Raw genomic sequence first — 25,396 nt, forward strand, 5'->3', positions numbered from 1 at the left:
GCGCGCGCGATGTCATGCGCGCCCGCGGACCTCGCGCAAGAGGCACCCATCCCATGCTGCTGTTCGACATCCTGTTGCCCGGCCTCGTGCTGGGCGGCATGTATGCCCTGATCGCGCTCGGCCTGACGCTGCAATATGGCGTCGCGCGGATCATGAACCTGTCCTACGGCGAGTCGCTGGTCGCGGCCGCCTTCGGCACGCTGTCGCTGTATTCGGGCCTCAAGCTCAGCCCGCTGCTGGCGCTCGTGCTCGCGATCCCCGCGGCCGCACTGCTCAACTGGCTGCTCTATCGCCTGCTGCTGCAGCGCCTGATCCGCCGCAGCAAGGATCGGGGCGCGCAGGAGGTCGACAGCATCCTCGTGACGTTCGGCGTGCTGTTCGTGATCCAGGGCGTCATGCTGGTCGCGTTCGGTGGTCAATACTACAGCTATAGCTATCTCTCCATTCCGGTGACGGTGCTCGGCTCGACCCTGGCCGTGAATCGCCTGGTCGCGCTCGCTTTCGCCGCGCTGATCGGCACCGCGGTGTATCTCGCACTGACGCGGACGCGGCTCGGCACCGCCGTGCGTGCGGTCGCCGTCGATCCCAACGCCGCGCAGCTTGTCGGCATCGATGTCGGCCAGCTTGCCGGCCTTGCCTTCGCGTTCGGTGGCGGGCTCGTCGCCGCCGGCGGCGTGCTGGTCAGCATGTTTCTCACCTTCAACGCCTCGATGGGCGTCGTCTTCACCATGAAGGCGCTGGTCGTGGTCATCATGGGCGGCGTCGGCAACGTCATGGGCGCGCTGGTCGCGGGGCTGCTGCTCGGCGTGGTCGAGACCGCGGTGGCCCGCCTGGTCGATCCCGGGCTGACCCTGGCGGCGACCTTCGCGCTGTTCCTCGCCGTGCTGCTGATCCGGCCGACCGGACTGTTCGGAAAGGCGGCGTCGTGACGGGTCCCAGCAAAGCTCTCGCCTGGTGTATCGGGCTCGCAGTTGCTGCGGCTGCGATCACGCTGCCGCTTTATGCCAACGGCTATTATCTCGCGCTCGGCATCAGCATTCTCTATTTCACGGTGCTGGCGACCGCCTGGGCGATGTTCTCCGGCCCGACCCGCTACGTGTCGCTGGCGACGGCGGCGTTCTTCGGCATCGGCGCCTACACGGCTGCCGTCACCGGTGAAACGCTGAGCTGGCCGCTGCAATTGCTGACCGCCGCGGGCGTCGGCGCGGTCGTCGCGGCGATCACGGGCCTGTCGACGCTGCGGCTGTCCGGCATCTACTTCATCATCTTCTCGTTCGGCCTCGCCGAGCTGATCCGCCAGCTCGTGATCTGGTACGAGGTCAACATCCACAAATCGGTCGGCCGCTATCTGTTCAGCGACATCACCCAGGAGATGCTGTACTGGCAGCTCTGCGCGCTGACCGCGCTGGTGTTCCTGGCGGGCTTCGTGCTGACGCGCTCGCGCTTTGGCCTTGCACTGCGCGCGATCGGCGCCGACGAGACCGCCGCGCGCCATTCCGGCATCGACGCCACGGCGGTGAAGCTTGGCGTCTTCATCGTCAGCGCCGTCTTCATGTCGGTGACCGGCGCGATCATGGCGCCGCGCTGGACCTATATCGATCCCGCCATCGCCTTCAACCCGATGATCTCGTTCCAGGTCGTGATCATGGCGCTGCTCGGCGGCGCCGGCGCGCTGATCGGGCCGGTGCTCGGCGTGATCCCGCTGGTGCTGCTGTTCGAGGTGCTGACCGCGGCGCTGCCCAACCATTTCAGCATCGTGCTCGGTCTGATCTTCATCGGCATCGTCCTGGCGCTGCCGAAGGGGGTGGTCGGGCTGGTCGATCAGGTCTGGCGCCGCGAGCGCAGCAAGGTCACCGCGGTCAAGCCGCTGTCGGGCGGCGGAACGCTGCTCGTGGCCGAGACCGTCGGCAAGTCTTTCGGTGGCCTGCGCGCCGTCGACAAGGTCAGCCTGGACGTCCGCGCCGGCGAGATCCTCGGCGTCATCGGTCCCAACGGCTCCGGCAAGACCACGCTGCTCAACATGCTCTCCGGAGCGCTGGTGCCGTCGGACGGCACCATCCGCTTCGACGGCGCCGTCATCAACGGCATGGCCGCCCACAGGATCGCGCGGCTGGGGCTCGCCCGCACCTTCCAGCTGGTGCGCGTGATGCCCGATCTCACGGTCGCCGAGAACGTCGCCACCGCGGCGCTGTTCCGCGGCAGCCGCAGCAGCGCGGCGCAAGAATCCATCCACGAGCTGCTGGTGATGGTGGGGCTCGGCGACATGGCCGACAGCCCGGCGGGCGATCTCACCTATATCGACCAGAAACGGCTGGAGCTGGCGCGCGCGCTGGCGCTGCATCCGCGGCTGGTGCTGCTCGACGAGTGGCTGGCTGGGCTCAATCCGACCGAGCTCGAGACCGGCATCGCCCTGATCGCCTCCTTGCGCGCTCGCGGCATCACCATCGTGATGGTCGAGCATGTCATGGATGCGATCCGTGCGCTCTGCGACCGCTGCGTCGTGATGAGCGCGGGCGTCGTGATCGCGCGCGGCACGCCGGACGAGGTGCTCGCCGATCCCACCGTGATAACAGCCTATCTCGGAGAGCCCGATGCTTGAGATCTCCGGCCTGTCGCACGCATATGGCAAGCACCAGGCGCTTGCCGACGTCACCCTGAACGTCGCGCCGCGCGAGATCATCGCGATCCTCGGCGCCAACGGTGCCGGCAAGTCGACCTTGCTGAAGGCGATCGCCGGCCTGATCCGGCCGCGGGCGGGCGCCGTGATCCGCTTCGACGGCTCAGACATCGCGCAGCTCCTGCCGCATCAGATCGTCGAGCGCGGCATCGCGCTGGTGCCGGAGGGGCGCGGGGTGTTCGGCGACCTCACCGTGGCGGAGAACCTGCAGCTCGGCGCCTATCCGGCGCGCGCCCGCGACGGCGAGGACGCGCGACTCGCGCATGTGCTGGCGCTGTTTCCGCGGCTGACCGAGCGCATGGGGCAGGCGGTGCGCACCATGAGCGGCGGCGAGCAGCAGATGGTGGCGATCGGCCGCGCGCTGATGTCGCGGCCGCAGCTGCTGATGCTCGACGAGCCCTCGCTCGGCCTGTCGCCGCTGCTCAGCCGCGAGGTGTTCCGCGCGCTCAAGACCATCCGCGGCGACGGCGTCGGCATCCTGATGGTCGAGCAGAACGCCCGCGCCAGCCTGGATATCGCCGACCGTGTCTATCTGATCGAGCAGGGACGCAATGCCGGCGATGGCGCGGCGTCCGAAATGAAGAGCAACGCCGACATCCAGCGCGCCTATCTCGGCCAGTCGCGCGAACCAGCTACATCCAAGTCCAAGTAGGAGAGCCCCATGAACGCAATCAATCTCCTGATTGGCGGCAAGGACCAGTCCGCCGCCAACCAGCGCACCTTCCAGCGCCTCAATCCGATCAGCGGCGAGATCGCGAGCATCGTTGCGGCCGCCTCGATCGACGACGCGCTGCGCGCCGCCGATGCCGCCGCGGCGGCGTTTCCCGCGTGGTCCCGGCTCAGCCCCGGCGAGCGCCGCAAGCGGCTCAGTGCGGCGGCAGACGCGCTGGCGCGCAACGCCGCCGAGTTCACCGCGCTGATGATGGCCGAGACCGGCGCCACGGCCGGCTGGGCTGGCTTCAACGTGCATCTCGCCGAGGGCATGCTGCGCGAGGCTGCGGCGATGACGACGCAGATTTCCGGCGAGGTCATTCCCACCGACGTGCCCGACAATCTCGCGCTCGCCTATCGCCAGCCGGCCGGCGTCGTGCTCGGCATCGCGCCGTGGAACGCGCCGGTCATTCTCGGCGTCCGCGCGGTGGCAATGCCGCTCGCCTGCGGCAACACCGTCGTGCTCAAGGCTTCGGAGATGAGCCCGGGCGTGCACCGGCTGATCGGCGCCTGTCTCCATGAGGCGGGACTGGGTGACGGTGTCGTCAACGTCGTCACCAATGCGCCCGAGGATGCGCAGGCCGTGGTCGAGGCGCTGATCGCGCATCCTGCGATCCGCCGCGTCAACTTCACCGGCTCGACCCGCGTCGGTCGTCTCATCGCGATGGCCTGCGCCAAGCATCTCAAGCGCGCGCTGCTCGAGCTCGGCGGCAAGGCGCCGCTGGTCATCCTCGACGATGCCGATCTCGACGCGGCGGTGAATGCAGCCGCGTTCGGCGCCTTCATGAACCAGGGCCAGATCTGCATGTCGACCGAGCGTATCGTGGTCGACGACAAGGTCGCCGACGAGTTCGTCGCGAAGTTCGCCGCCAAGGCGAAGGGTCTGCCTTACGGCGATCCGCGCAAGGGCAATGTCGTGCTGGGCTCGCTGGTCAGCGCCGCCGCCTGCGACCGTGTCGGCACGCTGATCGAGGATGCCGTGGCCAAGGGTGCAGTGCTCGCCGCCGGCGGGCGCGGCACCGGCACGATCATGCCGGCGACCATCGTCGACCACGTGACGCCGGCGATGCGCATCTATGGCGAGGAGAGTTTTGGCCCCGTGGTCACCGTCGTGCGCGTCGGCGGCATCGACGAGGCGGTGCGCGTCGCCAACGACACCGAGTACGGACTGTCGTCGGCGGTGTTCGGCCGCGACATCGCCCGCGCGATCGGCGTCGCCAAGCGCATCGAGTCCGGCATCTGCCACGTCAATGCGCCGACCGTGCATGACGAGCCGCAGATGCCGTTCGGCGGCGTCAAGGCCTCGGGCTATGGCCGGTTCGGCGGCAAGGCCGCGATCGACGAGTTCACCGAGCTGCGCTGGATCACGGTGCAGACCGGCGAGCGGCACTATCCGTTCTGAGCTCATCGTCACCTCGCTGGCGCGCCGGCGAGGGTAAAGGCGGTGTCGCGGCGGACACGTTGCACGGGCGACGTGACGCTGCGGCCTCGCGGCGCATGGCGTCCGAGTTGTCAGGGCCGTTTCGCCCTCTTCGAAACAGAGGGCGCAGGGAATGCCGGGCGCTGGCCGCACCCATGGCCCGCCTGCGAAAAAAATGCAGGCGGCAGGAACCACAGGTTCAGCCGAGACATCCCGGCATTCCCCGCGCGATGGTTGGGCGGCTTATACGTCCTCTCCCCGGGGACCGGCTGTCTTGCCCCCGTGACCGGCGGATCATCACCACCAGCGTGGCCTCAGCGTCGGGAGGCCAGGACCCTACGATTTCGCCGGCGCATCGGGCCCGTTCGTCCACATGACCCATGGCCACGCTGCGAGCCGATACACCCACCGCATCCCACCCCGCGCGTCGTGACGATCGCGATGCGCCCCTCTTGGCGAGGCAGGACGAGGGCATTCAAGCATTGTTTCGCAAAAAGCGAAACACAATTTTTTCCAGCGGAACGACTGGACAGAGGTCATGTGACTGACACGACGGACTAAATTGCTTTTTTGGCGCACGGCTCTGGCTTGCCTTGCAGGCGAAGAGCCTGCGGCGTACTGCGCGACTCTGCGTGAGGACATGAGTCGCCCGTCCGGGCAGGTGCGCGTCGATGTGCGGTCAGTTGTGACGAACGGATTGCCGCGGTGGACCGGCCTGACGCATCGCGCATGCAAATCGCCATGCGCGATCCGCTCGGCTCGCAGGGGATGCGATGGCTCGGGTGAGGGCACCGAAGGCCGCCGCCCGCGGCTACTTTCCGTAGGCTCCCTGGTAACGGCCCGCACGGATGCTCGCCAGGATCTCCGCCTCCCGCTGCTCCTGCGCGCGTGTCATCTCCAACAGCAGCGCAGCGCGTTCCGGCGCGAAGGCAACGACGCCGTCGGCATCGCCCACCACGAGGTCGCCGGGCGCCACGACCATGCCGCCGATCGAGACCGGCTCGTTGATGGTGCCCGGCCCGTTCTTGTAGGGGCCGCGATGGTTGGCGGCGCGCGCGAACACCGGAAACGGCGACGACATCAGCACGGCGGAGTCGCGGATGGCGCCGTCGAGCACGATTCCTGCCGCGCCGCGTTGCTCGGCGATCGCGGCGATGATCTCGCCGACGAGGGCGCGCGTCTCGTCGCCGCCGCCATTGATCACGAGCACATCGCCGGGCTTGATCAGATCGAGCGCGCGATGGACGAACAGATTGTCTCCGGGCGTGGTGTCGACCGTGAGCGCGATCCCGGCCATGGGCGTTCCCTTGTAGAACGGCTTGAGGCCGATCGCGCCCGGCAAACGCTCGAGATTGTCGCTGATCACGGCCGTCGGGATCTGCCTGAAGGCGGCAATCAGGCCGGGATCGACTGCCGCAACCGGCGGCCGTTCGGTGTCACTCATTGTCGCTCTCCTCGATGCGTGCCGTCGGATGGCTGCATGGGCACCGGTGTAGGACTCGCGCCAAATTCAGAAAACAGATAAATGATGATGTCATATCATCGCTTTTGAGAATGTCTCATGATCACGCTGAAGCAGCTCGAGGCGCTGCATTGGATCGCGGAGCTCGGTACTTTCGAGCGCGCCGCGGCGAAGCTCAACACGACGCAGTCGGCGATCTCCAAGAGGGTCCAGGAGCTGGAAGCGTCCGCGCGCGTGCCGCTGTTCGACCGCCGCCAGCGCGGTGCCCGCCTGACCGAGCGGGGTGAGGAGATCCTCGCTTTGGGCCGTCAGATGCTGACGCTGCAGGAGCAGATCCTGGCGCTGAGGGACGGACGACAGTCCCCAGCCCGCCGGCTGCGCCTCGGCGCCACGGAACTGTCGGCGCTGACCTGGTTGCCGCGCCTCGTCTCGGCCATTCGGGAGCAGCATCCTGCCGTGGTGATCGAGCCTGAAGTGGAGACCACCCGCACGCTCTACGATCGCCTGTTAGAAGGCAGCATCGACCTGATCGTGGTTCCCGAGGTGTTTTCCGACCCGGATGTGACCTCGGTCAGGCTCGCGGAGGTGCAGAACGTCTGGACCGCGCGCCCCGGTCTGGTTCGGTCGCGTCGCCCGCTCGGATTCGAGGAGCTCGGCGAGTATACCCTTCTGATGCAGGGGCGCCGCTCCGGGCAGGGGCTCTACATCAATCGATGGCTGACGGCGAACGGCGTCGCCTTCAAGCGTGCGATTACGGTCGACAATCTCACCGCTCTCGTCGGTCTCGCCGTGGCCGGCCTCGGCATCAGCTACCTTCCGCAACGTTGCTTCCGGCCACTTTTTGCCGAGGGAAAGTTGGCCGTCGTGCCGGTCAGGCCGGCGCTTCCCGCCGTGCCGTATTCGGCGATGTATCGCAACGACAGGCCCTCGGCGCTGACGGCCGTCGTGGCCGAACTGGCGCGCAGGACCTGCGACTTCAGCCGCCAGCTACAGGGCTAGAGCATGATCCGGAAAGTGCGCAGCGGTTTTCCGGAAAGATCATGCGCAAACAACAACCTCAAGCGCGACGACAAATCATCCTGATGTCATCGCGCTCGAGAGCTTCGGAAGAGACATCACTTTTTGGAATGGGCCGAGAAGCATTTTTATCCCTTTTCATCGCAGTCGGCCGAAGCGAGGCTGCGGCCCGCTGCACCATGCAGAAAATGACGACGAGGAGAGGCTTTGATGCGCCGATGGGGATGCGTACTGACACTGGTTCTGGCGGCCAATTCCGCCGGCGCCGAGGAGTTGAGCGGCACGCTGCAGAAGATCAAGGATACCGGCAAGATCGCGGTCGCCTTCCAGGAAGCGGCGGTGCCCTTCAGCTATCTCGACGGCAACCAGAAGCCGGTGGGCTACGCGCTCGACATCTGTGCGCGGATCGCCGACGCCGTGAAGCGGGAGCTCGGGCTGCCCAACCTCGTGGTCGAGACCGTTCCGGTCACCTCGTCCACCCGCATTCCGCTGATGACCAACGGCACCATTGACCTTCTCTGCGCCTCCACCACCAACAACGCGGAGCGCCAGAAGCTCGTCACCTTCACCAACACGCATTTTCTCAGCGCAACGCGCTTTGCCGCCAAGGCGTCGAGCTCGCTGCGGCGGATCGACGATCTGAAGGGCAAAACGGCCGTTGCGATCGCAGGGTCGACCAACATCGCGCAACTGAACAAGGTCAATGTCGAGCGCAAGCTCGGGATCACCATCGTTCCGGCCAAGGACCAGGCCGAGGCGTTCCTGATGCTCGAGACCGACCGGGCCCAGGCCTATGTGCTCGACGACGTCCAGCTCGCGGTCGCGATCGCGCGCTCCAAGGAGCCGGCCGCCTATGTCATCAGCGAAGATGCGTTCTCCAAGGCCGAGCCATTCGGCATCATGCTGCGCAAGGATGATGCCCCGTTCAAGGCCATCGCCGACCGCGTCACGGCCGAGCTGTATCAGAGCCCGGAGATCGAAAAGCTCTACAAGACATGGTTCGAATCGCCGGTGCCGCCGACCGGGACCAACTTCAACTATCCGATGACGGCTGCGTTGCGCGCTGCGTTCAAGAAGCCCAGCAGCAGTCCCGATCCGGATGCCTATGCAGCCGAATGAAGCCACGGATCGCGTCGGCTGATCCAGGCCGCCGGCGGAAATTCGCCGGCGGCGCGCAAGTCTACTGGCGCGCGGCGGTGAGCTGCTGCCGGTAGCGTTCGGCGTCCCAGTTGAGCAGCATCTGCTCGTGTTGCGACGACAGGTAGCGGACGTCGGCTGACAGCGGCAGGCGGCTCGTCACGAGCGCGAGGCAGCTCAGCATGGCCTCCGCGCCGGGGCTTGCATCGTTGCGGATGATGGCGCCGAGACCCGGCGCCAACGCCGCAACGGGCGCGGGGAGGCCGGTTGCCTCTGTGCGGGCGAGCATCGTAACGAGGCTCTGGGCGTCTTCGATCGTCGGCAGGCCCGGGCCGAGAAAGACGACGTGGTCCGGATACAGCGAGCCGCCGGTTGCGACGGCGCGGCTGAACGGATCGGTGGCGATGCCGTGGCACTCGGCATCCCGCGGCAGGCGATAAGCGGTGCCGGCGCAGAGACGGCGCAACGCCGCTTCGTCCGCGGCCGGTGCCGGGCGTACCGGCAAGGCGAGCCTGCTCTCCACGTCGTGGACCAGCGCCTCGGCCGCGTCGCAGGTCTCTGCGCCAACGACGAGGCCGTGATTGCCCAGGATCAGCACGTCGGCGCGATCACGCGCCACGATGTCACTGACCGCGCGCGCCAGCGGCAGGCCGGGATGGACATAATCGAGATACCGCCAGGCAAGGCCATCGAGCCGCGTCGCGAATGCGTCGCGGGCATCGCCCCGCGCGGCCCAGGCAACGGTGTTGACGGCATGGACATGCAGCACCACGCGGTGCGGCAGCAGCGCATGCAGCGAGGTCTCGATCGAGGCGCGCAACGGGCCGGGCGCGGCGAGCGGAATGCGCTCGTCGTCGCGGGCGAGCGCCTCGCGCGCGGCCGGCAGCAGCACCGGTACGAAGATGTCTTTCTCATTGGCATCGGACAGCCAGGTGCCGGAGGCCTTCACCCAGAGGACGTCGTCGTCCTTGACCGACGAGTTGCCGCCGGCGCCCTGCACCAGCAGCATGTTGCGGCCGACCCGCGCCGACATCCGGCGCAAATCATCGAGCTCGGCGGGCTCACGCATCTCGCTTCTCCTCATCACCAGCAAAGCTGCTGCATCGTCCAGTTCGGCATGCGGCCGGGCGAGGCCGCGAGCTTTCGCGTCGCGGCGGCCAGATCGGGCGCGCCGGCGAGGGTGGTGCGATGGACGCCATCGGCGAGCAGCAGCGTCTGCAGGCCCACGGCGCGCGCGCCGGCGACGTCGTGGTCGAGCGAGTCGCCGATCATCAGCACGCGGTGGGGATCAGGCTGGCCGAGCTGCTCCAGCGCCGCCGCAAAGATCGGCCGGTGCGGCTTGCCGACGAAGCTCACGGCGCCGCCCAGCCACTCATACGCGCGTGCGAGCGTGCCGGGGGCGGGGACGAGGCCGGTCGTGCCGAACATCATCAGGTCGGGATTGGCACAGATCATCGGGACCTGCCGCGCCGCTGCCCGCGTCAACGGCTCGCGCCAGAGGTCGGGCTCGGCAAGGTCCTCGTCGAGGCCGCCGAGCAGGATGAAGTCGGCATCGCGCGTGTCCTGCACGAGCGCGAGGTCGAGGCCCTCGACCAGGGAGCGATCGTCGCCGCGCGTGATCAGGAAGCAGGAATTGCCGCAATCGGTGAACGGCGCGCGGGTGCGGTCGCGCAGGCCCGTCCAGGTCACCTCGCCCGAGGTGAGGATGCCGTCATAGGCCGCGCGCGGCAGGCCGAGTTGCGCGAGACGCGCGGCATTCGGGCTCGCGCGCTTGCCGGAGTTCGACAGCACGAGGATATGCTTGCCGGCTTGGCGCAGCTTGACGACGCAATCGCGTGCGGCCGGGAACACCGTGCGGCCGTCATGCAGCGTGCCCCATTGGTCGAGCAGCACGTGATCGAACCTGTCGGCGATGGCGGAGAGGCCGCTGATGTCGCATGCCGCGGCGGTCATTGCGGTGGCCCCTGCAAAGCGAGCAGCGCCGTGCCGTAGCTGGCCTCGGTCTGCGCGGCGACGCTGACGGGCACGCCGAGCTTGCGCGCCCGAATGCCCGTCCAGCCGTCGTTCTTCGCGCCGCCGCCGATGCTGATCACGCGCCGCAGCGCCGGCGCGCCGAGGTCCTGCAGACGGCGATAGGCCAGCGCCTCGACACCAGCGATGCCTTCGAGCAGCGCCTGGAAGAAGCGGTGATCCTCGGCCGGCCGCGGCGTGATCTTTGGCGTGAGATTGGGATCTGCGATGGGGAAGCGCTCGCCGGCTTTCGGCAGCGGGTAATAATCGAGCCCGGTCGGCTCGTCGGGGCGCAGCAGCGGTGTCATGCGATCCATGTCGTCGGTCGAGAAATGCGCCAGCAGCGCGGCGCCGCCGGAATTCGATGCGCCGCCGGCGAGCCATTTGTCGCCGAGACGGTGCGAGTACACGCCCTGGCCGGCGGCGAAGATCGGCTGCGTCGCGATCAGCTTGACTACCAGCGTGGTGCCGAGCGAGGTCACGGCATCGCCGGGCTGATCGGCGCCGGTGGCGATGAAGGCCGCGACGCCGTCGGTGGTGCCGGCCACAATGCGGGCTGACGACGCGAGCCCGAGCGCGCGCGCAATCGACGGATCGACGTCAGCGAACGGCGTGCCCGGCACCAGAATGGCCGGCAGCACCTCCGGCGCGATGCCGAGCTTGTCGAGCCAGAGGGGCCAGCGGCGCTTGACAGGATCATAGCCGAGCTTGAGCGCGTTGTTCTCGTCGCTGGTGCCGTGACGGCCGGCGAGGCGTCCCGCGATCCAGTCGGCCTGGTGCACCGCGCGGCGCGCGCCGCTGGCCGCGGCGCGGAGGTGCAGCAGCTTGGCGAGTGCGCTGCTCGCACCATGCGCGCCGCTCTCGGGCGGCGCGACCGCAGCGATGCGCCGGGCCTCATCGACGGCGCGCGCGTCGTTGTACATCAGGCCAGGCGAGCAGGGGCGCCCGTCGTCATCGATCAGCAGCAGCGTGCCCGACGTGCCGTCGACCGCGATGCGCGCGACCGCGCCGAGATCGACGCGCGCGCCGAGCTTGCTGAGCGCCGCGGTCGTCGCCTGCCACCACAGCTCCGGATCCTGGTCGATGCCTGCGCCATCCTGACGCGGGGCGGCCAGCGCAACGGCGGCTGCGCCCTTCACAGCTCCACGCGGATCGATCGCGCACGCGCGCACGCCGCTGGTTCCCACGTCGATGCCGACAAACAACTGCGTCATGCGACCTCGTCTTCTGGTGCGCCGGCGAGCATTCCCAAGCCCGTGCGACCCGTCACGCCCTGACGCGCTGCAGCACGTTTGGGGGATTGACGGCCGGATCGCTGTCTGCAATTTTTTGCAAGGTGTGAAGAATTTTGCAAGTAGGCATTCCAGCGTGACGACAGCTTCCGACAGGGCGCCCATGGTGGACGGCGAGGCGTCGCTCGCGACACGCGCCGCGTGGCTGTATTTCGCGGCCGGGCTGACGCAGTCGGAGGTCGCCGACCGCCTCAACATCCAGAGCACCAAGGCGCATCGGCTGATCGCGCGCGCCAGCCGCGAGGGCATGATCCGCGTCTTCGTCGAAGGGCCGGTCGCCGAGTGCGTCGCGCTGGAGAATGCGCTGGCCGATCGCTACGGCCTTGACTTCTGCCGCGTCGCTCCGGACCTGGGGGAGGGCGATCTGCCGCTGAAGGCGCTGGCGCTGGAGGGCGCGAGCTTCCTGCGCCAGGTGCTGGAGCGCGGCGACGACAAGATCATCGGCGTCGGCCACGGCCGCACGCTCGCGGCCGTCGTCGCGCAATTGCCGCAGACGCCCGCGCGCGGCGTGCAGTTCGTTTCGCTGCTCGGCGGGCTCACGCGCAAATTTGCGGCCAATCCGTTCGACGTGATTCATCGTCTCGCCGAGCGAACCGGCGCCGAAGCCTATCTGTTGCCCGTTCCCGTGTTCGCCAACTCGGTGGCCGACCGCCGCGTGCTGATGCAGCAGTTCGGCATATCGGACGTGTTCGCGCTGGCGCAGCAGGCCTCGCTGCTGTTCGTCGGCATCGGCCAGATCCACGCCGACGGCTTCCTGGTGTCGAGCGGCATGATCAAGCCCGACGAGGTCGTCGAGCTGAAGCGCGCCGGCGCCTGCGCCGATCTGCTCGGGCATTTCTTCAATGCGGACGGCAAGCTGCTCGATCTCGATCTGTCGGCGCGCGCCACCTCGATGGCGGCGCAAGATCTCAAGAAACACCGCATCGTCGCCATCGGCGGCGGCGAGGCGAAGATCACGGCCCTGCGCGCGGTGCTGCGCAGCGGCTTTCTGAACGGCCTCATCATCGACGAGGTGACCGCTCAGGCACTATCTACCGACAAGCCGGAGAAAACATCCGGTCACTCCAAAAACAAAAGTCGGAAGGGCAGGTAACGCGATCCATCTCTACAAAAACAAAGGGAGGGTAACATGTACGATCGTGAGAAGAATCTCTTTGCGTCCTACGCCGGCAAGCGCATCAGCCGGCGTGATCTGCTCGACGGTGCCGCCAAGCTCGGTATCGCCGGCGTGGCCGCCAACGCAGCCTTCGCCTCGGCGATGTCGAAGGCGATGGCCGCCGACTTCAACTGGAAGGCGCATAGCGGCAAGACCGTCAAGCTGCTGCTCAACAAGCATCCCTACGTCGATGCGATGATCGGCGACATCGAGGCGTTCAAGAGCCTGACCGGCATGAACGTCACCTACGACATCTTCCCGGAGGACGTCTATTTCGACAAGGTGACCGCGGCGCTGTCGTCGAAGTCGGATCAGTACGACGCCTTCATGACCGGCGCCTACATGACCTGGACCTACGGTCCGGCGGGCTGGATCGAGGACCTCAACACCTACATCAAGGATCCCGCCAAGACCAATCCGGCGTTTGCCTGGGACGACGTGCTGCCGGGCCTGCGCTCCTCGACCGCCTGGGACGGCGTCGCCGGCTCCGAGCTCGGCTCGGGCAAGGCCAAGCAGTGGTGCATCCCGTGGGGCTACGAGCTCAACAACGTCACCTACAACCGCAACATCTTCAACAAGGTCGGCGTCAAGCCGCCAACCAATCTCGACGACATGCTGGAGGTCGCCGCCAAGATCACCAAGGATGCCGGCGGTCCCTATGGCGTCGGCGTGCGCGGTTCGCGCTCGTGGGCGACCATCCATCCAGGCTTCCTCTCGGCCTACGCCAATTTCGGCCAGAAGGATTTCGTGATGGAAGGCGGCAAGCTCAAGGCCGCGATGAACACCAAAGCCTCCAAGGATTTCCACGAGAAGTGGGTCAGGATGATCCAGGGCTCGGGTCCGAAGAACTGGTCGACCTACACCTGGTACCAGGTCGGCACTGATTTGGGCGCCGGTGCCTCCGGCATGATCTTCGACGCCGACATTCTCGGCTACTTCATGAACGGCGGCGAGAACAAGGAGCGCGGCAATCTCGGCTACGCGCCGTTCGCGGCCAATCCGGCCGCCAAGGCGCCGACACCGAACGTGTGGATCTGGTCGCTGGCGATGTCGAGCTTCTCCAAGCAGAAGGATGCGGCCTGGACCTTCATGCAATGGGCGGCCTCGGTCGAGCACGACCTGTTCGGCGCGCGCAAGATGGACTTCGTGAACCCGGTTCGCACCTCCGTGTGGAAGGACAGCGAGTTCCGCGACCGCATCGCCAAGTCGTATCCGGGCTATCTCGAACAGCATGACCTCTCGGCGCCCGGAGCGAAGATCTACTTCACGGCGCAGCCGCTGTTCTTCGACCTCACGACGGAGTGGGCGGCGTCGCTGCAGAAGATGGTGGCCAAGGAGATCACCGTTGACGAGGGCCTCGACAAGTTGGCCGAGAGCATCAACCGTCAGCTGAAGCAGGCCGGCCTCGGCTGAGGCCGCGCCGCATCTCCCATGGCCGCCTGTCGGCCCGGACGCTCCCCACAAGCGTCCGGGTCGGCCCTATCCCGCCACGATGTGATCACGCCTGTCATGAGCATGGCCCAACTTGTCGAGTCCGAGGCGGAGCCGCGCCGCACGAAACGCTGGCGCGGGCGGCTGCTGCCGTATCTGCTGAGCCTGCCGGCGCTGCTGGTGTGCATTGCCATCCTGGTGCCGTTCGTCACCGCCGCGGTCTATTCATTGCAGCGCTACCGGCTCAATCTGCCATATCTGCGCGGCTTCATCGGCGTCGACAATTACATCGACTTCCTGTCCGATCCGGCATTCTGGAACACGCTGCGGATCTCGCTGGTCTACACCGCGGTGACCGTGATCGCCGAACTGCTGCTCGGACTCGGCATCGCGCTGCTGCTGCGGCGGCCGACGCGCTTCCACAACGCCGTCTCGATCATGCTGCTGTTGCCCCTGATGACGGCGCCGGCGATCGCCGCGCTGATGTGGAAGCTGATGACCAATCCGAGCTTCGGCATCCTGTCCTATCTGGTCGGCCTGCTGGGCGCGCCCGATTTCAAATGGGCGTCCGATCCATCGACGGCGCTGTTCACCGTCGTGCTGGTCGACGTCTGGGTCTACACGCCCTTCATCATGATCCTGCTGCTGGCCGGCCTGCGCTCGCTGCCGCGGCAGCCGTTCGAGGCGGCGGCGCTCGACGGTGTGCCCGCGAGCTTCGTGTTCTTCCGCATCACCCTGCCGATGCTCGCGCCCTACATCATCACGGCCTCGCTGTTCCGTCTGCTCGATTCCATCCAGCAGTTCGACATCGTCTATGCGATGACCCAGGGCGGCCCCGGTGACCGGCTGATGGTATTCCAGGTCCAGGCCTATCTGGAGTTCTTCCAGTACACCAACGTCGGACGTTCGGCGGCGCTTCTGATGATCCTGTGGCTGATCACCAACATCCTGTCGAACATCTTCATCAAGAACTGGCTGCGGCTGCGCGCTCGCGCCCATGGTCACGCCTGAGGGAGGTCGCCGATGGATCACTCCAGTCTCGCTGGACGCATCTTCCGCGGCATCGCGCTGGCGATGGTGCTTGTGTTCTTCATGTTCCCGATCGTCTGGATCCTCCTGATGTCGTTCCAGAGCAACGAGCAGATCCTACGCATTCCGCCGCGCATCCTGTTCGAGCCGACGCTCGCCAATTACGAGGCGCTGATCTCGGGGCAGCTCAAGACCGCCGCCGGCAATCTGCAGATCTCGTTCATGCGCAACCTCATGAACAGCTTCATCCTGTCGAGCGCGTCCGTCATCCTGGCGCTGCTGCTCGGCGTGCCCGCGGCTTATGCGTTCGCGCGCTTCAAGTTCAGGCTCGGCGAGACCATCGCGTTCACGCTGCTGTCGTTCCGCTTCGCGCCGCCGCTCCTGGTGCTGCTGCCGCTGTCGCTTTACTACCAGCAGCTCGGCCTCAACGACACCTATTTCGGCATCGTCTGGGTCTACCAGCTGATCGCGCTGCCGCTGATCCTGTGGATCGTACGCGGCTATTTCGAGGACATCAGTCCTGATATCGAGCACGCCTACCGGCTGGCCGGGCATTCCTGGCGCGAGGCGTTCACGCGCATCGCCGTGCCGCTCGCCGGTCCCGGCATCGCGGCGGCCGGCCTGTTGTCCTTCATCTTCTGCTGGAACAATTTCGTCTTCGCGCTGATCCTGGCTTCGGCCGACAAGCAGCCGGTGACGGTGGGGGCGCTGGCCTTCGTGACGGCGTCCGGCATCCAGTACGGCCAGATCGCCGCGGCGATCGTGCTGTCGGTGACGCCGACCCTGCTGCTCGCGCTCTACGCGCAGCGCTATCTGGTCGAAGGTCTGTCGCTCGGTGCGGTGAAGGGGTGAGCATCCATGGCGCGTCTCGAACTGAAATCCGTCGACAAGAGCTTCGGTGCCGCCGGTTGCGCGAAGGGCGTGTCGCTGACGGTCGAGCCTGGCGAGATCGTTGCGGTGTTCGGCCCGTCCGGCAGCGGCAAGACCGTGCTGTTGCGCATGATCGCCGGCATGTTCGAGCCCGACGGCGGCGACATCCTGGTCGGCGGCCGTTCGATCGTCGATGCTCCGCCGGAGCAGCGCGGCATCGGCATGGCGTTCCAGAACTTTGCGCTGTTTCCGCACATGAGCGCGCGCGACAATATCGCGAGCGGCCTGCGCGCGACCGGGGCGAGCGACATCGCGGCCAAGATCGCATCGATGAGCCGTCTGTTGAAGATCGAGCACGTGCTCGGCCACAGCCCGCGCGAATTGTCCAACGGCCAGAAGCAGCGCACGGCGCTGGCCCGCGCGCTGATCGGCAATCCCGAGGTGCTGCTGCTCGACGATCCCCTGCGCAACGTCGACGCCAAGCTGCGCTACGAGATGCGGCTGGAGCTGCCGAGCCTGTTGCGCCGAGGCTCTGCTGCGGTGCTCTACGTGACGCAGGACTATCGCGAGGCGATGGCGATCGCCGATCGGATCGCGGTGCTGATCAACGGGCGTCTCGTGCAGGTTGCGCGCCCGGAGGAGATCTATGCCCGGCCGGCATCGGTCGCGGTGGCGCGGCTGTTCGGCGATCCCAGCATCAATCTCTCGGAGGTCGCGCCGGTGGCCGAGCAGGGCAGGCTGACGGCGACCGTGGCCGGAACCCAGATCCGGCTCGATGCCAACGGCCTGCCATCCGACGCACGAGCGCGCTGCTGGCTCGGGGTGCGGCCTGACGATGTCATGGTGACGGGCCAAGGCGGCGAGGGCGCGATCCCCGCACGCATCGTGGCGGTCACGCCGATCCACGAGCGCGCGGTGGTGCTGCTGCGCTTTGCGGATGGCTCGGAATGGCTGGCTGCGATGGCGCCCGAGGCATTGGAGGCCGGTGCCGACGAGGACGTATTCGTACGGTTCGCGCCGGAGGCGGCGCTGCTGTTCGACCATGCCAGCGGCGAGCGCATCGGCCAACCGCCGCGCCGGCAGGCCGCGTGAGGGTTTGACATGGGCATGCTCGAGATCCGCAACGTCGACAAGATCTATCACAGCCGCGGCAAGCCGCCGGTCCACGCCGTGCGCGCGCTCGACATGGACATCAGGTCGGGCGAGATCGTCGCGCTGCTCGGCTCGTCCGGCTGCGGCAAGACCTCCACCCTGCGCATGATCGCCGGGTTCGAGAGCGTGAGCGCGGGCTCCATCGCGCTGGCGCGGCGACCGATCCATGATCTACCGCCGGCAAAGCGCGGGGTGGCGATGGCGTTCGAAGGCTATTCGCTGTATCCGCCACTCACGGTGCGCGAGAACATCGCGTTCGCCCTGAAAGCCCAGCAGCTGTCGCGCGCCGAAATTACGCAGCGCGTCGATCGCATCGCCCGTCTGGTCGAGATCGAGGACATCCTGGACCACCACCCGCGCGCGCTCTCCGGAGGCCAGCAGCAGCGCGTCTCGCTGGCGCGCGCGCTGGTGCGCGATGCCGACCTCTATCTGCTCGACGAGCCGATGGGGCAGCTCGAGCCGCAGCTCCGTGCCGTGCTGCGCGGCCGCATCAAGGGCCTTCTGGCCGAGCGCGGCATGACCGCGATCTTCGTCACCCACGACCAGACCGAGGCGAGCGCGCTCGCCGACCGTATCGCCGTGATGGAGGATGGCGTGCTGCAGCAGTTCGGCGGGGAGCGCGAGTTGAAGGACCGCCCGGCCAATCTGTTCGTTGCGAGCTTCATCGGCGAGCCGCCGATGAACCTGCTCGACACGGCGGTGACGCAGGAGGACGGTGGCTTCCGGCTGGCGGTGGGCGCCGATCTTGCCTTCCATGTCCCCCGGCAGACGCTGGACGTCGCCGCCCAGCAGGCACTGGTGCAGAGCGACCGGATCAAGGTCGGCATCCGGCCGCAGCGGATCGCGATCGGCAGCGGCGAGGCGCGGCTGCGCGTGATCTCCAACCAGTGGCTCGGCGATCAGTCGCACATCGCGGGCGAATGCGCCGGGCATCTGCTGGTCGCCGTGACGTCGGGCAAAGTCGCCGCGCGGCCCGGAGACCTCGTGCCGTGCGCGCTGGAGTCGCGCCATCTTCACATCTTCGGCGCTGACGGCGTCTGCGTTCGCCACGCGGAGGCACGCTGAACATGGCGTCCTCGGCGACCCGCGACGTGATCATCGGCATCGACGCAGGGACGTCGGTGATCAAGGCAGTCGCTTTCGCTCGGGACGGCCGTCAACTGGGCGATTTCGCGATTCCCAACAGCTACACGACGTCCCCCGGTGGCCGCGTCGAGCAGGACATGAACAGGACCTGGAGCGACACGGTCGCGGCCCTGCGCGGCCTTGCGGCCGCGTGGCCGGACCTCTCCCGCCGGGTCGCCGCGATCGCGGTGACAGGGCAGGGAGACGGTACATGGTTGATCGACGCCGATGGCCAGCCGGTGGCGCCGGCCTTGTTGTGGCTCGACTCGCGGGCGGCCGGGCTGGTCGAGTCGTTTCGATCAGGCGAGCGCAATGCCGCGCACTATCGGCGCACCGGGTCGGGGCTCAATGCCTGCCAGCAGGGGCCGCAGCTGGCCTGGCTTCAGGCGCATGATGCCGAGACGCTGGTACGCGCCGGCACCGTGTTCCATTGCAAGGACTGGCTCTATTTCAAGCTGACCGGACAGCGGGCGACAGATCCGTCCGAGGCCGCGTTCTCCTGCGGCGACTTCCGTGGGCGCTGCTTCGACGACGAAGCGGCGCGACTGATCGGCATCTCGGAGTCGATGCGCCTGTTTCCCGACGTCGTCGATGGCGTGGTGACGACGCACGCGCTGACTCCGTCTGCGGCGGCGGAGACGGGCTTGCGAGCCGGCGTGCCGGTGTCGCTCGGCTATGTCGACGTCATCTGCAACGCGTTGGGCGGCGGACTCTACGATCCCTCGCCGGATGTCGGCTGCACCATCATCGGCTCGACCGGGATGCATATGCGGCTTGCGACATCGGCCGATGACGTCAAGCTGAATGCCGAGGCGACCGGCTACACCATGCCGTTCCCCGCGCCGGGTCACTACGCGCAGATGCAGTCGACGATGGCGGCGACCCTGAACATCGACTGGCTGCTCGATGTCGCGCGCGGAGTGCTCGCGATGGAAGGCATCGCGCGGTCGCGCAACGATCTGATCCGGCGGCTGGACGAGCGCGTGCTCGCGGCCACGGCCGGCGAGCTGCTCTATCATCCGTTCATCTCCGACGCCGGCGAGCGCGGGCCGTTCGTGTCCCACGAGGCCTCGGCGCAGCTGATCGGCCTGCGCACGCGTCATGGCTACTGGGATCTGATGCGGGCCGTGATGGAAGGACTGGCCTTCGCCGCACGCGACTGCTACGCGGCGATGGGGTCACTGCCGACGGAGATCCGGTTGACGGGAGGCGCCGCCCGCAGCCGTGCGCTCGGAACGATTCTGGGTGCCGTGCTCGGCAGCACCATCCGGGTCTGCCGGCGCGAGGAAGCCGGCGCCTCGGGCGCCGCGATGATCGCGGCCGTGGCGACGGGGCTTTATCCGGACATGATGGATTGCGCGGAGGAGTGGGTGAGACCGTATCTCGATGAGCCGCAGCCGCCGGATGCGGTGCTCGCGGAGCGCTATGCGCAGCTGTTTCCGGCCTATGTCGAAGCGCGTCTTGCCGCGCGACCGGTGTGGAGGCAACTCGCCGCCCAGCGTGCAGGAGCCAATCATGTCTAGCTCCATCGCCATCATCGGCGACCGCTTCATGCTGCCCTCGGTGTTCGCCGAGCGCATCACCGCGATCTGCGGCGATGCCATCGACATCCGCATGCTCGAGCAGCCCTGGCCGGACGAGCCGATGGAGCACGGCTATGCCGGCTCCAAGCTCGACGGGCTGAAGGAGTTCATGGGCGATCCCGATGAGCTCGCCGCATTCATCGGCGAAGCGCCGCTGCTGGTGACGCATCTCGCGCCGATCTCGCGCGCGATGCTGCAGCGGCTGCCGAGCCTCAAATTCATCGCGGTCTCCCGCGGCGGCCCGGTCAATGTCGACATGCAGGCGGCGCGCGATCACGGCGTGCTCGTGGTCAACACACCTGGACGCAACGCCAGCGCGGTGGCCGAGTTTACCATCGGCGCGATGCTCGCGGAGACCAGGCTCATTCGCAGCGGCCATGAATCGATGCGCGGCGGCGACTGGCGCGGCGATCTCTACCGCGCCGATCGGACGGGGCGCGAGCTCGGCGAGATGACGGTGGGCATCGTCGGCTATGGCGCGATCGGCACCCGCGTGGTGAAGCTCTTGAAGGCGTTCGGCTGCAGGATCCTGGTGACCGACCCTTACGTTCAGCTCAGCGCGCAGGACCGCAACGACGGCGTCGAGCATGTCGCGCTTTCCGAGTTGCTGGCGCGGGCCGACGTCATCAGCCTGCACGCCCGGGTGACCGCGGAGACCACCGGCTTCATCGATCGCGAGGCGCTGGCCAAGATCAAGCCGGGCGCGATCCTGATCAACACGGCGCGCGGCCCGCTGGTCGATTACGACGCGCTCTATGACGCGCTCAGCTCGCAGCGGCTTGCCGGCGCGATGCTCGACACCTTCGCGGTCGAACCCGCGCCGCCGGACTGGCCGCTGCTGCAGCTCCCCAACGTCACGCTGACGCCGCATATCGCCGGCGCCTCCGTGCGCACCGTCACCTTTGCCGCCGACCAGGCGGCCGAAGAGGTTCGCCGCTATCTCGCCGGTGAGCCGCCGCTCAATCCCTGCTGACGAAAGGTCTTTCAAATGAATCGCGAGGAACGACAGCTACGCGAGAGCATCATCGCCAAGTGCCGGTGGATGAACGCGTCGGGTCTCAATCAGGGCACCTCGGGCAACATCTCCGCCCGCTACAAGGATCGCATGCTGATCACGCCGTCGGCCACGCCCTATGACTCGATGAAGCCCGAGATGATCGCATCGATGCCGCTCGACGGCGAGTACGGCTCCTGGGACGGTCCGCTGAAACCGTCGACGGAATGGCGGTTTCATCTCGACATTATGCGTGGGCGCCCCGATGTCGGCGGCGTCGTGCACACCCATTCGACCTACGCCACGGTGCTCGCCATCGCGCGCAAGTCGATCCCGGCCTGCCACTACATGATGGCGGCGTTCGGCGGCACGGATATCCGCTGCGCCGGCTATGCGCGCTTCGGCACGGCCGAGCTCTCGGAGCTGGCGCTGGAAGCGTTGGAGGGACGCAACGGCTGCCTGCTCGCCAATCACGGCATGATCGCGGTCGGCGCCAACCTCGACAAAGCGATGTGGCTTGCGGTCGAGCTCGAGACCATTGCGAAGCAGTATTACCTGTCGCTCGCGCTCGGCCAGCCGCACATCCTCGGCGACGCCGAGATCGCCGAGACGGCGCAGGGCTTTTCCACCTATGGGCTGCAGGAGCCCAAGGCCAAAGCGGCGAAGTCCGCCAAGACCCCAGAGAAGCCGGCATCGAAGACGCGCGCTGCCGCTGTTGGTCGCAGACCTGAGAAGAAGCACAGCAGCGCGCGATGAACGGGACGGTCTCACGCAGCGGAACCGATCACGGTCTGTTGGACCTCGCCGTGATCGGCGGCGGCATCAATGGCGCCGGTATCGCCCGTGATGCCGCCGGCCGCGGCCTGAAGGTGCTGCTGTGCGAGAAGGACGATTTCGCGCAAGGCACCTCGTCACGCTCCGGCAAGCTGATCCATGGCGGCCTGCGCTATCTCGAATACTACGAGTTTCGGCTGGTGCGCGAGGCGCTGATCGAGCGCGAGGTGCTGCTGGCTTCGGCACCGCACATCATCTGGCCGATGCGCTTCGTGCTTCCGCACTCGCCGGAGCAGCGTCCGGCCTGGCTGGTGCGCACCGGGCTGTTTCTCTATGATCATCTCGGCGGCCGCAAGCAGCTGCCGGCGAGCCGCAACGTCGATCTCGCGCACGAGCCGGAGGGCGCGCCGCTGCGTCCTGAATTCCGGCGCGGGTTCGAATATTCGGACTGCTGGGTCGACGATTCCAGGCTCGTGATCCTCAATCTCGTCGATGCCGCGCGGAACGGCGCGACGATCCTTCCGCGCACCCGCGCGGTCAGCGCGCGCCGCGAAGCTGATTGCTGGCGGCTGGAGATGCGCTCCGAGCGTGGCGAGGTGCAGATCGTCCGCGCGCGGGCTCTGGTCAATGCGGCCGGTCCCTGGGTGCAGGACGTGGTGCAGGGCGTCGTCGGCCTCAACTCCGCGCATCATGTGCGGCTCGTGAAGGGCAGCCATCTCGTCGTGCCGAAATTCTGGAGCGGCTCGCAGGCCTATCTGTTGCAGAACACCGACCGCCGCGTGATCTTCGTCAACCCATATGAGACCGATCTCGCGCTGATCGGCACCACGGACATCGTGCATGATGGCCGCGCCGAGGACGTCGCGATCGAGGGCGGCGAGATCGACTATCTTCTGGCCGTGCTCGACCGCTACTTCCGCGCTGCGCCTGGCAAGGCCGACATCATTCACGCGTTTTCCGGCGTGCGGCCGCTGTACGACGACAACGCTGACAATCCGTCCGCGGTCACCCGAGACTACGTGTTCGAGGTGCATGGCGGCTCCGACCAGCCGCCGCTGCTGTCGATCTTCGGCGGCAAGATCACGACCTTCCGCCGGCTCGCGGAGCAGGCGCTCGAGCGCCTTGCGCCATGGTTTCCGCAGATGCGACCGGCATGGACGGCGGGCGCTTGCCTTCCCGGCGGCGACATCGGCGCGTCGTTCGAGCAGTTCCTCGAAGACCTCGCCGCGGAGTATCAGGGATTGCCGCGCGAGGCCGTCGCGCATTATGCGCGGCTCTACGGGACGTGCGCGCGCGACCTGCTCGGGTCGGCGCGCCGTGCCGACGATCTCGGCCGCCATTTCGGTGGCACCTTCTACGAGCGCGAGCTGACCTATCTGCGCGAGCGGGAATGGGCAGTCACGGCAGCCGATATCCTGGACCGGCGCACCAAGCACGGCCTGCATCTGAGCCGTGCTGAGCGCGAGGCGTTCGAGGCGGGGCTCTGATCGATCCGGCGAATTTGGAGCCGACCGCGACGGGCCTGTCGTCCCTCAGCCGAATGCCTGGCTCACGACCGCGTAGCAGGTCGACGACCCGCCAGTCGGCGGTTCGGCTCCGTGGGGCCGCAACGACATCGTCGTCACCGTATCATGGAGCGCGAGGCCGGCGCCGGCGATGAAGGCGCGGAATTCGTCGCCCTCGCTGTGCGTGTCGAGCCGCAGGAACTGGCGGCTATGGGCCGCGACATGCGGAGCGATGACGGCGATCGCGTCCGTGTCGCACGACGCCACGACGGGCCCGATCACGTGCCCACGTCCGAGCGGCCGGCACAGCGCAAACGCCGCGAGCCGGCCGGATCGAAACAGGCCATAGCCATGCGAACGCTGGAACAGAGCGGTGATCAGCTTCGCTCGCGCCACGCCATAGGCCTGGGCATCATTCTCGATCACCGATGGCAGCTCGGCCTCCGCCAGCAGCCGGACGCCCTCGGTCGCAACCGAGCTCGCGGCTGCGCCGTTCGCTTTACCCTGACATTGGTACAAGGTCCGCTCGCGCTGGAAGCCAAGCGAGCTGTACAACCGATACGCCGCGTTGGTGGCATTGAGTCGAAGCGCGCGTCCGCCGCATTCCGCGATCACGCGCGTCATCAGCCAGCTGCCGGTGCCGAGCGCCTGGAGGCGAGGCGAGGTGATGACCATGCCGACGGCGGCGAACGTCTCGGTGTAGGGAAACCACATCGCCGAGCCGCAGACGCGGCCGATCTCGTCGAGCGCGACGAGGCCGCGTCCCTGGCTGCGCATGAATTGCCAGTCCGCCGCGCGGTGAGGCCAGCGGACCGCGATCGACAACGCCAGGAGCTGTGCGACGTCGACCGTTTCGATATCGGCCAGGCGCATCTCGAAGACGTCGACGGCGCGAGATTCGACGCTGGGATCATCCATGTCCGTCTTCCCTGTCGGTCGCTTCCGCGCCGTCGATGCCGGCATCAGGCGGCCACATCGATGTTTTTCGGACAGATCCGCGCAACATTCCACTCAATCCTCGTCCGTATTCGGCATGGAATACATGCTCCGCGCCGCTAGCATGACGGAGATGGGCGAGGCCGGATCGGTCCGGCCGGTCCGCTCGGAATGACGGCCATGACCTTCCTGTTCAACTCGGATGCCCGGCGCGGCGCGATCTTTCGCGAGGTCCTCGCGCGCGAGCTGCCGGACCTCCCGTTCGAGATCGACCCGGCCAGAGCCGATCCGGACGACGTCCGCTACATGATCAGCTGGCTGGTGCCGGCGGATCTCGGCATCTATCGCAATCTCGAGATCCTGTTCTCGATCGGCGCCGGCATCGACCAGTTCAACGCCGCGGCGGTGCCCGAACAGGTCAAGATCGTCCGCATGGTGGAGGACGGCATCGTCAGGATGATGCAGGAATACGTCACGCTGGCCGTCCTGGCGTTGCATCGGAGCTGGCCGGTCTATCTCGATCAGCAGCGACAGCAGCAGTGGCGGGCCGTCGCGCAGCCTCAGGCGCAGCAGCGGCGCATCGGCGTGCTCGGCCTGGGCATGCTCGGGCAGGCCGTGCTGGAGCGGCTCAAACCGTTCGGCTTTCCCTTGTCCGGATGGAGTCGCAGCTCGCGCACGGTCGACGGAGTGACCACCTATCACCGTGCCGACGGTCTCGATCAGTTGCTGGCAACGACCGACATCCTGATCTGTCTTCTGCCTTTGACGGACGAGACGCGCGGCCTGCTGAACGCCGGGCTGCTCGCGAAGCTGCCGCGCGGCGCCGCGCTGGTGCAGACCGGGCGGGGCGCGCAGCTCGATCAGGCGGCATTGCTCAACGCGCTCGACACCGGCCATTTGTCCGGCGCGGTGCTCGACGTGACCGATCCGGAGCCGCTGCCGGCCGATCATCCGCTGTGGCGGCATCCGCGTGTCCTGATCACCCCGCATGTCGCCAGCGTCACGCAGCCGGAATCGGCGGCGCTCGCGGTGGCCGAGAACATCAAGCGGCACCGCGCGGGTCTTGCGCCGGTCGGTCTCGTCGACCGCCGACGCGGCTACTGATGACCGGCGCA

The 25,396-nt window shown here is 67.4% G+C and carries 22 protein-coding genes; 17 read left to right on the forward strand and 5 right to left on the reverse strand.

The annotated features are described in order from the left end of the window. Positions 1-53 precede the first annotated feature (53 nt). From HL666_RS31935 to HL666_RS31950, 4 genes are read left to right on the forward strand one after another with little or no spacing between them, the layout of a single operon-like run. Entirely contained in the window at positions 54-929 is an 876-nt protein-coding gene (locus tag HL666_RS31935; RefSeq protein ID WP_172113329.1) for a branched-chain amino acid ABC transporter permease, read from the forward strand. After that, positions 926-2,599 carry a branched-chain amino acid ABC transporter ATP-binding protein/permease gene (locus tag HL666_RS31940; RefSeq protein ID WP_172185505.1) on the forward strand — a complete coding sequence of 558 codons (1,674 nt, stop codon included), beginning with the start codon at positions 926-928 and terminating at the stop codon, positions 2,597-2,599. Before HL666_RS31935 ends, HL666_RS31940 begins: the two co-directional genes overlap by 4 nt. Beyond that, a complete protein-coding gene (locus tag HL666_RS31945) occupies positions 2,592-3,329 on the forward strand; it encodes an ABC transporter ATP-binding protein (RefSeq protein WP_172185507.1) in 738 nt (245 codons plus the stop codon). Before HL666_RS31940 ends, HL666_RS31945 begins: the two co-directional genes overlap by 8 nt. A gap of 9 nt (positions 3,330-3,338) precedes the next feature. Beyond that, positions 3,339-4,790 (forward strand): aldehyde dehydrogenase, encoded by a 1,452-nt coding sequence (locus tag HL666_RS31950; RefSeq protein WP_172113331.1) that lies wholly within the window; start codon positions 3,339-3,341, stop codon positions 4,788-4,790. 829 nt (positions 4,791-5,619) lie between these two features. Here HL666_RS31950 and HL666_RS31955 read toward each other — a convergent pair. Beyond that, positions 5,620-6,252: an RraA family protein gene (locus HL666_RS31955; RefSeq protein ID WP_172185509.1), complete on the reverse strand. Its 633-nt coding sequence runs from the start codon at positions 6,250-6,252 to the stop codon at positions 5,620-5,622. Positions 6,253-6,369: 117 nt separating this feature from the next. Here HL666_RS31955 and HL666_RS31960 point away from each other — a divergent pair, with 117 nt between their 5' ends. After that, a complete protein-coding gene (locus HL666_RS31960; RefSeq protein WP_172113333.1) occupies positions 6,370-7,269 on the forward strand; it encodes a LysR family transcriptional regulator in 900 nt (299 codons plus the stop codon). Between the two features lie 228 nt (positions 7,270-7,497). Further along, positions 7,498-8,406, forward strand: a complete 909-nt coding sequence (locus HL666_RS31965; RefSeq protein WP_172185511.1) for an amino acid ABC transporter substrate-binding protein — start codon at positions 7,498-7,500, stop codon at positions 8,404-8,406. 61 nt (positions 8,407-8,467) lie between these two features. Here the strand turns inward: HL666_RS31965 and HL666_RS31970 are convergent, their stop codons facing one another. Genes HL666_RS31970 through HL666_RS31980 form a run of 3 tightly spaced genes read right to left on the reverse strand, consistent with a single transcriptional unit; the run spans position 8,468 to position 11,648 of the window. Beyond that, positions 8,468-9,493, reverse strand: coding sequence for a class II aldolase/adducin family protein (locus HL666_RS31970; protein WP_172134591.1), 1,026 nt, complete (start codon positions 9,491-9,493; stop codon positions 8,468-8,470). A gap of 14 nt (positions 9,494-9,507) precedes the next feature. Then, complete coding sequence (locus HL666_RS31975; protein ID WP_172185513.1) at positions 9,508-10,377, reverse strand: TIGR01459 family HAD-type hydrolase; 870 nt, start codon at positions 10,375-10,377, stop codon at positions 9,508-9,510. Further along, positions 10,374-11,648, reverse strand: coding sequence for an FGGY-family carbohydrate kinase (locus tag HL666_RS31980; protein WP_172185515.1), 1,275 nt, complete (start codon positions 11,646-11,648; stop codon positions 10,374-10,376). The genes HL666_RS31975 and HL666_RS31980 overlap by 4 nt, the downstream gene beginning before the upstream one ends. Before the next feature lie 181 nt (positions 11,649-11,829). On the opposite strand from HL666_RS31980, the gene HL666_RS31985 reads away from it, so the two are divergent. The 10 genes from HL666_RS31985 to HL666_RS32030 all read left to right on the forward strand — a co-directional run bounded on the left by HL666_RS31985 (position 11,830) and on the right by HL666_RS32030 (position 23,327). Beyond that, positions 11,830-12,819, forward strand: a complete 990-nt coding sequence (locus HL666_RS31985) for a sugar-binding transcriptional regulator (protein WP_172134615.1) — start codon at positions 11,830-11,832, stop codon at positions 12,817-12,819. Between the two features lie 36 nt (positions 12,820-12,855). Further along, a complete protein-coding gene (locus tag HL666_RS31990; RefSeq protein ID WP_172113338.1) occupies positions 12,856-14,295 on the forward strand; it encodes an extracellular solute-binding protein in 1,440 nt (479 codons plus the stop codon). Between the two features lie 102 nt (positions 14,296-14,397). Continuing rightward, entirely contained in the window at positions 14,398-15,324 is a 927-nt protein-coding gene (locus HL666_RS31995) for a carbohydrate ABC transporter permease (RefSeq protein ID WP_172113493.1), read from the forward strand. Positions 15,325-15,336: 12 nt separating this feature from the next. Next, a complete protein-coding gene (locus HL666_RS32000) occupies positions 15,337-16,194 on the forward strand; it encodes a carbohydrate ABC transporter permease (protein WP_172113339.1) in 858 nt (285 codons plus the stop codon). A 6-nt stretch (positions 16,195-16,200) separates the two neighbouring features. Beyond that, positions 16,201-17,304, forward strand: coding sequence for an ABC transporter ATP-binding protein (locus tag HL666_RS32005; RefSeq protein ID WP_172185517.1), 1,104 nt, complete (start codon positions 16,201-16,203; stop codon positions 17,302-17,304). 15 nt (positions 17,305-17,319) lie between these two features. Then, positions 17,320-18,429: an ABC transporter ATP-binding protein gene (locus HL666_RS32010; protein ID WP_172134614.1), complete on the forward strand. Its 1,110-nt coding sequence runs from the start codon at positions 17,320-17,322 to the stop codon at positions 18,427-18,429. A 2-nt stretch (positions 18,430-18,431) separates the two neighbouring features. Next, positions 18,432-20,012, forward strand: coding sequence for an FGGY-family carbohydrate kinase (locus HL666_RS32015; protein ID WP_172185519.1), 1,581 nt, complete (start codon positions 18,432-18,434; stop codon positions 20,010-20,012). Next, on the forward strand, positions 20,005-21,045 hold the full coding sequence (locus HL666_RS32020) for a 2-hydroxyacid dehydrogenase (RefSeq protein WP_172185521.1): 1,041 nt from the start codon (positions 20,005-20,007) through the stop codon (positions 21,043-21,045). Before HL666_RS32015 ends, HL666_RS32020 begins: the two co-directional genes overlap by 8 nt. 15 nt (positions 21,046-21,060) lie before the next feature. Then, entirely contained in the window at positions 21,061-21,822 is a 762-nt protein-coding gene (locus HL666_RS32025) for a class II aldolase/adducin family protein (RefSeq protein ID WP_172185523.1), read from the forward strand. Next, positions 21,819-23,327, forward strand: coding sequence for a glycerol-3-phosphate dehydrogenase (locus HL666_RS32030; RefSeq protein WP_172185525.1), 1,509 nt, complete (start codon positions 21,819-21,821; stop codon positions 23,325-23,327). Before HL666_RS32025 ends, HL666_RS32030 begins: the two co-directional genes overlap by 4 nt. A 45-nt stretch (positions 23,328-23,372) precedes the next feature. Here HL666_RS32030 and HL666_RS32035 read toward each other — a convergent pair whose 3' ends face one another. After that, the gene (locus tag HL666_RS32035) at positions 23,373-24,263 is read right to left on the reverse strand and encodes a GNAT family N-acetyltransferase (protein WP_172113345.1); all 891 of its coding nucleotides are present in this window, start codon (positions 24,261-24,263) and stop codon (positions 23,373-23,375) included. Positions 24,264-24,461: 198 nt separating this feature from the next. Here HL666_RS32035 and HL666_RS32040 point away from each other — a divergent pair, with 198 nt between their 5' ends. After that, complete coding sequence (locus tag HL666_RS32040) at positions 24,462-25,385, forward strand: 2-hydroxyacid dehydrogenase (RefSeq protein WP_172185527.1); 924 nt, start codon at positions 24,462-24,464, stop codon at positions 25,383-25,385. Positions 25,386-25,396 lie beyond the last annotated feature (11 nt).

It is taken from the genome of Bradyrhizobium aeschynomenes (assembly GCF_013178945.1).
Classification (GTDB): Bacteria; Pseudomonadota; Alphaproteobacteria; order Rhizobiales; family Xanthobacteraceae; genus Bradyrhizobium; species Bradyrhizobium aeschynomenes.

What these genes read in the sequence shown, in the direction of transcription:
- HL666_RS32005 (WP_172185517.1), top strand. Translation starts at nt 16,201, where the DNA reads ATGGCGCGTCTCGAACTGAAATCCGTCGACAAGAGCTTCGGTGCCGCC.
- HL666_RS31965 (WP_172185511.1), top strand. Translation starts at nt 7,498, where the DNA reads ATGCGCCGATGGGGATGCGTACTGACACTGGTTCTGGCGGCCAATTCC.
- HL666_RS32015 (WP_172185519.1), top strand. Translation starts at nt 18,432, where the DNA reads ATGGCGTCCTCGGCGACCCGCGACGTGATCATCGGCATCGACGCAGGG.
- HL666_RS32020 (WP_172185521.1), top strand. Translation starts at nt 20,005, where the DNA reads ATGTCTAGCTCCATCGCCATCATCGGCGACCGCTTCATGCTGCCCTCG.
- HL666_RS31970 (WP_172134591.1), bottom strand. Translation starts at nt 9,493, where the DNA reads ATGCGTGAGCCCGCCGAGCTCGATGATTTGCGCCGGATGTCGGCGCGG.
- HL666_RS32010 (WP_172134614.1), top strand. Translation starts at nt 17,320, where the DNA reads ATGCTCGAGATCCGCAACGTCGACAAGATCTATCACAGCCGCGGCAAG.
- HL666_RS31950 (WP_172113331.1), top strand. Translation starts at nt 3,339, where the DNA reads ATGAACGCAATCAATCTCCTGATTGGCGGCAAGGACCAGTCCGCCGCC.
- HL666_RS32030 (WP_172185525.1), top strand. Translation starts at nt 21,819, where the DNA reads ATGAACGGGACGGTCTCACGCAGCGGAACCGATCACGGTCTGTTGGAC.
- HL666_RS32000 (WP_172113339.1), top strand. Translation starts at nt 15,337, where the DNA reads ATGGATCACTCCAGTCTCGCTGGACGCATCTTCCGCGGCATCGCGCTG.
- HL666_RS31945 (WP_172185507.1), top strand. Translation starts at nt 2,592, where the DNA reads ATGCTTGAGATCTCCGGCCTGTCGCACGCATATGGCAAGCACCAGGCG.
- HL666_RS32025 (WP_172185523.1), top strand. Translation starts at nt 21,061, where the DNA reads ATGAATCGCGAGGAACGACAGCTACGCGAGAGCATCATCGCCAAGTGC.
- HL666_RS32040 (WP_172185527.1), top strand. Translation starts at nt 24,462, where the DNA reads ATGACCTTCCTGTTCAACTCGGATGCCCGGCGCGGCGCGATCTTTCGC.
- HL666_RS31955 (WP_172185509.1), bottom strand. Translation starts at nt 6,252, where the DNA reads ATGAGTGACACCGAACGGCCGCCGGTTGCGGCAGTCGATCCCGGCCTG.
- HL666_RS31960 (WP_172113333.1), top strand. Translation starts at nt 6,370, where the DNA reads ATGATCACGCTGAAGCAGCTCGAGGCGCTGCATTGGATCGCGGAGCTC.
- HL666_RS32035 (WP_172113345.1), bottom strand. Translation starts at nt 24,263, where the DNA reads ATGGATGATCCCAGCGTCGAATCTCGCGCCGTCGACGTCTTCGAGATG.
- HL666_RS31975 (WP_172185513.1), bottom strand. Translation starts at nt 10,377, where the DNA reads ATGACCGCCGCGGCATGCGACATCAGCGGCCTCTCCGCCATCGCCGAC.
- HL666_RS31990 (WP_172113338.1), top strand. Translation starts at nt 12,856, where the DNA reads ATGTACGATCGTGAGAAGAATCTCTTTGCGTCCTACGCCGGCAAGCGC.
- HL666_RS31995 (WP_172113493.1), top strand. Translation starts at nt 14,398, where the DNA reads ATGGCCCAACTTGTCGAGTCCGAGGCGGAGCCGCGCCGCACGAAACGC.
- HL666_RS31980 (WP_172185515.1), bottom strand. Translation starts at nt 11,648, where the DNA reads ATGACGCAGTTGTTTGTCGGCATCGACGTGGGAACCAGCGGCGTGCGC.
- HL666_RS31985 (WP_172134615.1), top strand. Translation starts at nt 11,830, where the DNA reads ATGGTGGACGGCGAGGCGTCGCTCGCGACACGCGCCGCGTGGCTGTAT.
- HL666_RS31935 (WP_172113329.1), top strand. Translation starts at nt 54, where the DNA reads ATGCTGCTGTTCGACATCCTGTTGCCCGGCCTCGTGCTGGGCGGCATG.